Origin of the sequence: Corynebacterium sp., assembly GCF_012838985.1 — a bacterium.
Classification (GTDB): Bacteria; Actinomycetota; Actinomycetes; order Mycobacteriales; family Mycobacteriaceae; genus Corynebacterium.
The window spans coordinates 22,539-30,556 of sequence record NZ_DUOE01000039.1 but is presented as its reverse complement, the minus strand read 5'-3'; the positions used below and the strand labels follow the sequence as shown (position 1 = coordinate 30,556).

Below are 8,018 nucleotides of genomic sequence, written 5' to 3'. Positions count from 1 at the left end.
TGCTTTACGACGCCGACGCTGACCTCTCCCTCATCCAGGGCCGCAAGGTCGCCATCATCGGCTACGGCTCCCAGGGCCACGCCCACGCCCAGAACCTGCGTGACTCCGGCGTCGAGGTCTGCATCGGTCTGCGCGACGGCTCCAAGTCCGCGGAGAAGGCCAAGGAGGCCGGCTTCGAGGTCAAGTCCAACTCCGACGCCGCCGCATGGGCCGACGTCATCATGCTGCTCGCCCCGGACACCTCCCAGAAGGAGATCTACGAGAACGACATCGAGCCGAACCTCAACGACGGTGACGCTCTGCTGTTCGGCCACGGCCTCAACGTCCACTTCGGCCTGATCAAGCCGGCCGAGAACATCGTCGTCGGCATGGTCGCCCCGAAGGGCCCGGGCCACCTGGTCCGTCGTCAGTTCGTCGACGGCAAGGGCGTTCCCTGCCTCATCGCCGTCGACCAGGACCCGAAGGGCAACGGCAAGGACCTGCTGCTGTCCTACGCCGCCGCCATCGGTGGTGCCCGCGCAGGTGTCATCCCGACCACCTTCGAGGCTGAGACCGTCACCGACCTGTTCGGTGAGCAGGCCGTCCTCTGCGGTGGCACCGAGGAGCTCGTCAAGACCGGCTTCGAGGTTCTGGTCGAGGCCGGCTACGAGCCGGAGATGGCCTACTTCGAGTGCCTCCACGAGCTCAAGCTCATCGTTGACCTGATGTTCGAGGGTGGCATCGCCAACATGAACTACTCGGTCTCCGACACCGCTGAGTTCGGTGGCTACCTCTCCGGCCCGCGCGTCATCGACGCCGGCACCAAGGAGCGCATGAAGGACATCCTGACCGACATCCAGGACGGCACCTTCACCAAGCGCCTCATCGCCAACGTCGAGAACGGCAACAAGGAGCTCGAGGGTCTGCGCGAGGACTACGCCAAGCACCAGATCGAGGAGACCGGCTCCAAGCTGCGTGACCTCATGAGCTGGGTCAAGGTCGAGATCACCGAGACCGCCTAAGTTTCTCCGCTTGTCGACGCCCCGCCGGTTCCTCCGGCGGGGCGTCCGCCTTTTCCGGTGCGGTACCGACACTTATACCCCCACTGTGCGCATGTGCCCGACACCTTCCGGCGGGCGACAGTGGGGGTATAAGTGTGTGGTGGGGCCTGCGGTCGGGTTCAGGGGTGGAGCAGGTCGAGGAGGTGGCGGCGCAGGGCGGGGTCGGGGTCCACGCCGGCGCGGGGGCGGGGCAGATCCACGGTGATGTCGGCGATGACGGTGGCGTCGGGGGAGGGGGACATGACGAGGATGCGGTCGGAGAGGAGGATCGCCTCGTCGACGTCGTGGGTGACCATGACGACGGTGCGGCGGTCGGACTCCCACAGGGAGAGCAGTTCCAGCTGCAGGTCGCGGCGGGTGAGGGCGTCGAGGGCGCCGAAGGGTTCGTCGAGAAGCAGGATGTCGGGCTCGACGGAGAAGGCGCGTGCGATGCCGACGCGCTGCTGCATGCCGCCGGAGAGGCGGGCGGGGCGGCGGTCGGCGGCGTGCGACAGTCCGACGGCCGCGAGGTGGCGGTCGGCGATCTCGCGGCGCTCGGCGGCGGACAGGCCGGGGCGGGTGGAGCGCAGGCCGAACTCGATGTTGCCGCGGGCGGTGAGCCAGGGGAGCAGGGCGTGGTCCTGGAAGACCACGGCCGGGCGGCCCGCGACCTGCACCGTGCCGGTGGAGGCATGGTCGAGGTCGGCGATCATGGACAGGATCGTCGACTTGCCGCAGCCGGAGGGGCCCAGCAGGGAGACGAACTGGCCGGGGGCGATGGTGACGGAGGTCGGCGCGATGATGCGCGTGGATCCGTAGGAGCGGGTGATGTCGGTGAGCGTGATGGCGTCAGTCATGGCGGACGGTCCTCTGCAGGGCGGCGACGAGATGGTCGAGGATGAGGCCGGTCAGGCCGATGAGCACGATGGCGACGACGATGGCGTCGATGTCGAGGCGGTTCCACATGTTCCACACGAAGAAGCCGATGCCCTGACCGCCGACGAGCATCTCGGCGGCGATGATGACCAGCCAGGACGTCGACAGGGACAGGCGCAGTCCGGTGATGATGCCGGGCAACGTCGCGGGGACCCACACCTGGGTGACGGCGAGCCACAGCGGGGTGTCCAACGTGCGGGTGAGTTTGAGGTAGGTGGGGTGGATGTGGCGGACCGCGTCGATGGTGTTGAGCAGGATGGGCCACAGGGCGGACAGGACGATGACGAAGACGGCGGTGCGCTCGGCGTCCTGGAGCAGGGCCAGGCCGATGGGCAGCCATGCGAGCGGGGAGACCGGGCGGAGGATCTGCACGAGCGGGTCGACCGCCCAGCGCAGGATCTCCAGGCGTCCCAGGAGGAAGCCGAGGGGGACGGCGATCGCCGCCGCCAGGAGGAAGCCGGTGAGCACGCGGCGCAGGGAGGTGAGCAGGTGCCAGAACACGCCGACGCTGCCCGGGCCGTCGCGGTAGAAGGGGTCGGAGAGGATCTCGACGCCGCGGCGCCACACGCCACCCGGGGTCGGGGCGAGGCCCCCGACGGGGGCGAGATGCCAGACGGCGATGAACAGGACGAAGAGCACGAGGCCCAGTGCGCCGGCGCGCACCCGGGCGCTCACGCCAGCTCCCAGCGGCGCAGCTCGGTGCGCATCCAGTCGAGCGCGGCCGGGTCGGTGGCGTCGCCGAAGTGGATGCGTTCGGGGTCGACGACCTCGTCGCCGGCCCACGTGCGGTAGCGGCCCTCGAGGATCGGCTCGAGCAGGGCGGAGGGCTGGTTGAGGTACTTCTCGTGGGAGAGGATCCCGGCGGCCGCGGCGTGGTTGCCGGGGGCGTTGAGGAAGGCGGAGGCCTCGGCCAGGGCGTCGGTGACGGCCCGGGCCTGCCCGGGGTGGGCGGCCTGCCAGTCGTCGCCCACGGCGACGGCGCAGCAGGGGTGGCGGTCCCAGAACTCGCGGGTCTGGTGCAGCACGCGGCCGGAGCCGGTGGCCAGCGCCCGCTGGTTGAAGGGTTCCGGGCCGATGAAGCCGTCGATGCCGCCGACCTCGAGCTGGGCGACCATGTCGGCGGGACGCAGGAGGCGGAGTTCGAGGTCGCGGGTGGGGTCGACGCCGGCGTCGAGAAGCGCCCTGCGCAGCAGCAGTGAATGGATGGAGTACTCGAAGGGGATGCCGATGACGCGGCCGCGCAGGTCCTCCAGGCCGGAGACCTCGGAGTGGAGGCGGGAGGCGACGGTGACCGCCTGGCCGTTGGTGTTCATCGTGTACGCCAGCGTGGTGGGGCGGGACGTGGGGGTGACTGCCATGGGGGAGAGCATGTGGGTGACGTGCAGCTGTCCGGTGAGGTACGCGGACCACAGGTCGGCCCAGCCGGCGAAGCGGCGGAGGGTGACGTTGAGGCCGCGGCGTCGGAAAGCGCCGAGGGCGTCGGCGGCGAGCAGCGGTGAGGCGCAGGCGATGGGCACGTACCCGATGGTGAGGGTGTCGCCGGTGGGGGTGGGGTCGGCGGAGACGGCGCGACCGCCGAGCAGTCCGAGCGTGCCCAGGGCGGCGGCACCGAGGAAGGTGCGGCGTGTCAGTGACGCCATGTGGAACCTCCGGTGTGGATTCAATAGACAGAACAGTCTCTAAAGGAACGTCATTACCGTACAGGTCGGTCCACATGTGGTGTGTCAATTCATTCACCGGCGGACGGCGGTGCCCGGGTCTAGACTCGTCGCCATGGGTTTCACCACGCCGAGCTACGACCTGTCCGAGCTGTTCGCCCGCATCGACCGCGGCGACCTGCAGCTCCCGGACTTCCAGCGCTCCTACTCCTGGGACGTCGACCGGATCCGCGCCCTCCTGGTCACCGTGTTGCGCGGCTACCCCGTCGGCTCGCTGCTGGCACTGGACACCCGCAACGCCCCGATGCGCTTCCGCCCCCGCCCCATCGCCGGCGCCCCGGAACCGCAGGAGGACCCCGGGCTGCTGCTTCTCGACGGTCAGCAACGCCTCACCACCCTCTACCACTGCCTCCAGGGCGACGGCGCGGTCGACACCGTGGACTTCCGCTCCAAGCGCATCCGCCGCACCTTCTACGTCGACGTCGCCCTCGCGGTCGGTTCCCCGGTCATGCCGGACGAGGCCGTGTTCTCCGTCGACGACGACGGCATGGTCAAGTCCCACTTCGGCCCCGAGATCCCGGGCGGCCTCCCGGACCGGGCCGCCGCCATCGAGCACGGCTGCCTGCCGGTGGCCGACCTGCTGTGGGAGTCGGGCACGGACCTCCTCTTCGACATGGCCGCCTCCCGGCCGGAGACCCGCGAGGACGTCAAGCGCTTCTACGACCGCATCGTCAAGCCCCTCGCCGCCTACGACATCCCCATGATCCGTCTGTCCCGCGAGACCGCGCAGACGGGCGTCGGCTCGATCTTCGCCCAGGCCAACTCCGCCGGCCTGCAGATGGACGTCTTCGAGCTGCTCACCGCGGTCTTCGCCACCGAGGACCCGGAGTTCTCGCTGGCCGCGGACTGGGAGGAGACGAGGCGCATCCTCGGCCGTTACCCGGCGCTGGACAAGGTGGACCGCACCGACTTCCTCACCGCCGTGTCCCTGCTGGTCACCTCCCGGAGGGGGCAGGCCGCCGGGCAGCGGGAGGACATCCTCAACCTCACGCTGGCGGACTACCTCCACGCCCGGCGGGAGCTGCGCGTCACGTTCCTCGAGACCGCCGAGTTCCTCTCCCAGCGCTGCATGCTCACCATCGACCAGGTGCCCTACACCGCGCAGCTCATCCCCCTGGCCGTCATCTTCGCCCGCCTGACGGACACCCCGAAGGCGCTGGCGTCGACGAAGGCGTGGGACAAGCTCAACCAGTGGTTCTGGTGCGGCATCTTCGGCGAGCTCTACGGCTCCGCGGCCGTGATCAACCGTTCCGCCCGCGACGTCGACGAGGTCACCGCCTGGATCGACGGGCACTCCGACGTACCGCCGAAGACGATCCGCGACGCCTCCTTCTCCGAGTCCCGCTTCTTCTCGGTGCGGGAGAACTCCGGCGTCTACCAGGGCATCTACGCGCTGCTCATGGCCCGTGGCGCCCGTGACTGGCGCACGGCCCAGCCCTTCGACCGGTGGACCTTCCCGGATCTGCACCCCGGTTTCCACCGGATCTTCCCGGTCGAGTGGTGCCGTGAAAACGGCGTCGAGCCGGTCGTCGCGGACAGCATCCTCAACCGCACCCCGATGGGCAAGCGCACGGAGGTCGTCATCGACGGCTACGCCCCGGCCCAGTACCTGTCGCGCATCCAGTCGAAGTCGCTTCTCGACGACGCCGAGTTCGACACCGTCCTGGCCACCCATGAGCTCAACACGGATCTGCTCCACCAGTCCGACTTCGCGAACTTCCTGCGCGACCGCCGTTCCCGGTACGTCGGCATGGTCGAGTACGCCATGGACAAGCCCGTGGTCCGCGACGTCGACGACAGCGACTACTCCGGTGGTGAGGAAGGACCGAACGCGTTCAGGGAGTGAACGGGGGTGATTGTCGAGTGGTCTGTCTCATAGACCGGGCAGGTCATGGGACAAAGAGCAACCTCAAGGACTAATGTGTTATCCGTTCCTCGTTCCTGGTTCGGTCGGGTGCGCTGACCGGCCCCGGGGCCTCATTTTCAAAGCAGGAGATTTCACACGTGAGCAAGCCCGTCGTCCTCATCGCCGACAAACTGGCACCTTCCACCGTAGATGCGCTCGGAGACGCCGTGGAGGTGCGTTGGGTCGACGGCCCGAACACCCCGGAGCTGCTCGCCGCCGTTCCGGAGGCGGACGCACTGCTGGTCCGTTCCGCGACCACCGTCACCCGTGAGGTCCTCGAGGCCGCACCGAAGCTGAAGATCGTCGGCCGCGCCGGCGTCGGCCTGGACAACGTCGACATCGACGCCGCCACCGAGCGTGGCGTCATGGTCGTCAACGCCCCGACCTCCAACATCCACTCCGCCTGCGAGCACGCCATCGCGCTGCTCATGGCCACCGTGCGCCAGATTCCGGCCGCCGACGCCACCCTGCGTGAGGGCGAGTGGAAGCGCTCCGCCTTCAAGGGTGTGGAGATCTTCGGCAAGACCATCGGCATCGTGGGCTTCGGTCACATCGGCCAGCTCTTCGCCCAGCGTCTGTCCGCCTTCGAGACCGAGATCATCGCCTACGACCCGTACGCGAACCCGACCCGCGCCGCCCAGCTCGGCGTCGAGCTCGTCGAGCTCGATGAGCTGGTCTCCCGCGCCGACATCGTCACCATCCACCTTCCGAAGACCAAGGAGACGGCCGGCATGTTCAACGCCGAGCTGCTCGCCAAGTCCAAGAAGGGCCAGATCATCATCAACGCCGCCCGTGGTGGCCTCGTCGATGAGCAGGCACTGGCGGACGCCATCAAGTCCGGTCACATCTGGGGCGCCGGCTTCGACGTCTTCTCCACCGAGCCGTGCACCGACTCCCCGCTGTTCGGCCTGCCGGAGGTCGTCGTGACCCCGCACCTGGGTGCATCCACCGAGGAGGCCCAGGACCGCGCCGGCACCGACGTCGCCGCCTCCGTCCTCAAGGCCCTGGCCGGCGAGTTCGTGCCGGACGCCGTCAACGTCTCCGGCGGTCGCGTCGGCGAGGAGGTCGCCCTGTGGCTGGAGCTGACCCGCAAGCTGGGTCTGCTGGCCGGTCAGCTGCTGGACTCCGCCCCGGTCGCCCTCGAGGTCGAGGCCCGCGGCGAGCTGTCCACCGAGGATGACCTGTCCGTGCTCGGCCTGTCCGCCGTCCGTGGCCTGTTCTCCGCCACCACCGACGAGCCGGTCACCTTCGTCAACGCCCCGAAGATCGCCGAGGGCCGTGGCCTGGACTACAAGGTCGACACCGCGACCGAGTCCACCACCCACCGTTCCTCCGTCGAGGTCAAGGCCATCGGTGCGGACGGCTCCTCCCGTTCCGTCGTCGGTGCCCTGACCGGCCTGGAGCGCGTCGAGAAGATCGTGCGCATCGACGAGCGTGGCCTGGACATGCGAGCCGAGGGCCGCAACCTCTTCCTGGAGTACACCGACGCCCCGGGTGCCCTGGGCAAGGTCGGCGCCCAGCTGGGCGAGGCCGGTATCAACATCGAGGCCGCCGCCCTCACCCAGGCCACCAAGGGTGACGGCGCCATCCTGATCCTGCGCGTCGACGCAGAGGTCCCGGAGGCACTGCAGAAGCAGATCGCCGATTCCCTGGGTGCCACCAACGACATCCAGCTCAACCTGGACTAGTCTCCACCTGCTTCGCGACGGCCAGGTCCTCCCAGCTCATGCCGACGCACTTGAACACCCGCGGCCGGGTGGTGTCGACCGCGACGGTGCCGTGGACGATGTCGGCCAGGTCGATGAGGTCATCCGCGCTGAGAACGCCCTCGTCCACCGGCTGGATGACGTCGCCGGCCTCCCGCAGGGCGGTGGCCCGGTCCTCCACGATGACCTGCGAGCGCGCCATCAGTGCCGAGTCGAGTTCGCGGTGGTCGGGTTCGTGGGAGCCCATGGCGACGATGACGGCGTGGTCGGGGACGAGGGTGCCGTCGAAAAGCGGGGTGGGGGAGGAGGTGCAGCAGACGATGAGGGAGGCGTCGGCGACGACGGCGCTGACCGCCGGTGTACGCAGGGCCGTCAGGGTGGTGCCCTCCATGACGGCCCGTGGGGTGAGGGTGTCGGTGTCCATGAGGACGTAGAGCGCCTGGATGCGGGGAGCGCCCCGGGCAGGGTTGTCGGGGGCGACGCCCGCGATCTTGGTGCCGGTCCAGCCGTGGAGCGTCGAGGGCATGAGCAGGAGGTGGCCCGCTCCGGCGGGGACGTTGAGGCGTGGGGGGATCGGTGGCCGGGCGGAAGCCCCCGCGCAGTGCGTGTTCGAGGAGGCGGCGGGCCCGGCCGACGGAGACGGCGGCCGTGATGTCTGCGGCGGTGACGGTGCAGGGCAGGTCGGGGTGCTGGTGCGGGGAGGTCATGCCTGCAGTATGCCCGGACAGTTTCA

7 protein-coding genes are annotated in these 8,018 nt (G+C 69.3%); 3 read left to right on the top strand and 4 right to left on the bottom strand.

The window, feature by feature from the left end; genetic code table 11:
- Positions 1 to 1,001: ketol-acid reductoisomerase (ilvC, locus tag GXZ33_RS02005; protein ID WP_291339181.1), on the top strand; the 1,001-nt coding region annotated here is incomplete at its 5' end.
- A gap of 158 nt (positions 1,002 to 1,159) precedes the next feature.
- On the opposite strand, the gene GXZ33_RS02000 is transcribed toward ilvC, so the two are convergent.
- From GXZ33_RS02000 to GXZ33_RS01990, 3 genes are read right to left on the bottom strand one after another with little or no spacing between them, the layout of a single operon-like run.
- Complete coding sequence (locus GXZ33_RS02000; RefSeq protein WP_291339180.1) at positions 1,160 to 1,876, bottom strand: ABC transporter ATP-binding protein; 717 nt, start codon at positions 1,874 to 1,876, stop codon at positions 1,160 to 1,162.
- Positions 1,869 to 2,630, bottom strand: coding sequence for an ABC transporter permease (locus tag GXZ33_RS01995; protein WP_291339179.1), 762 nt, complete (start codon positions 2,628 to 2,630; stop codon positions 1,869 to 1,871). The genes GXZ33_RS02000 and GXZ33_RS01995 overlap by 8 nt, the downstream gene beginning before the upstream one ends.
- Positions 2,627 to 3,595, bottom strand: coding sequence for an ABC transporter substrate-binding protein (locus GXZ33_RS01990; protein ID WP_291339178.1), 969 nt, complete (start codon positions 3,593 to 3,595; stop codon positions 2,627 to 2,629). The genes GXZ33_RS01995 and GXZ33_RS01990 overlap by 4 nt, the downstream gene beginning before the upstream one ends.
- Before the next feature lie 133 nt (positions 3,596 to 3,728).
- On the opposite strand from GXZ33_RS01990, the gene GXZ33_RS01985 reads away from it, so the two are divergent.
- Complete coding sequence (locus GXZ33_RS01985; protein ID WP_291339177.1) at positions 3,729 to 5,519, top strand: DUF262 domain-containing protein; 1,791 nt, start codon at positions 3,729 to 3,731, stop codon at positions 5,517 to 5,519.
- Positions 5,520 to 5,668: 149 nt separating this feature from the next.
- Positions 5,669 to 7,267: a phosphoglycerate dehydrogenase gene (gene serA, locus GXZ33_RS01980; protein WP_291339185.1), complete on the top strand. Its 1,599-nt coding sequence runs from the start codon at positions 5,669 to 5,671 to the stop codon at positions 7,265 to 7,267.
- Here serA and GXZ33_RS01975 read toward each other — a convergent pair.
- Entirely contained in the window at positions 7,254 to 7,811 is a 558-nt protein-coding gene (locus GXZ33_RS01975; protein ID WP_291339176.1) for a hypothetical protein, read from the bottom strand. The genes serA and GXZ33_RS01975 overlap by 14 nt on opposite strands.
- Between the last annotated feature and the right edge of the window lie 207 nt (positions 7,812 to 8,018).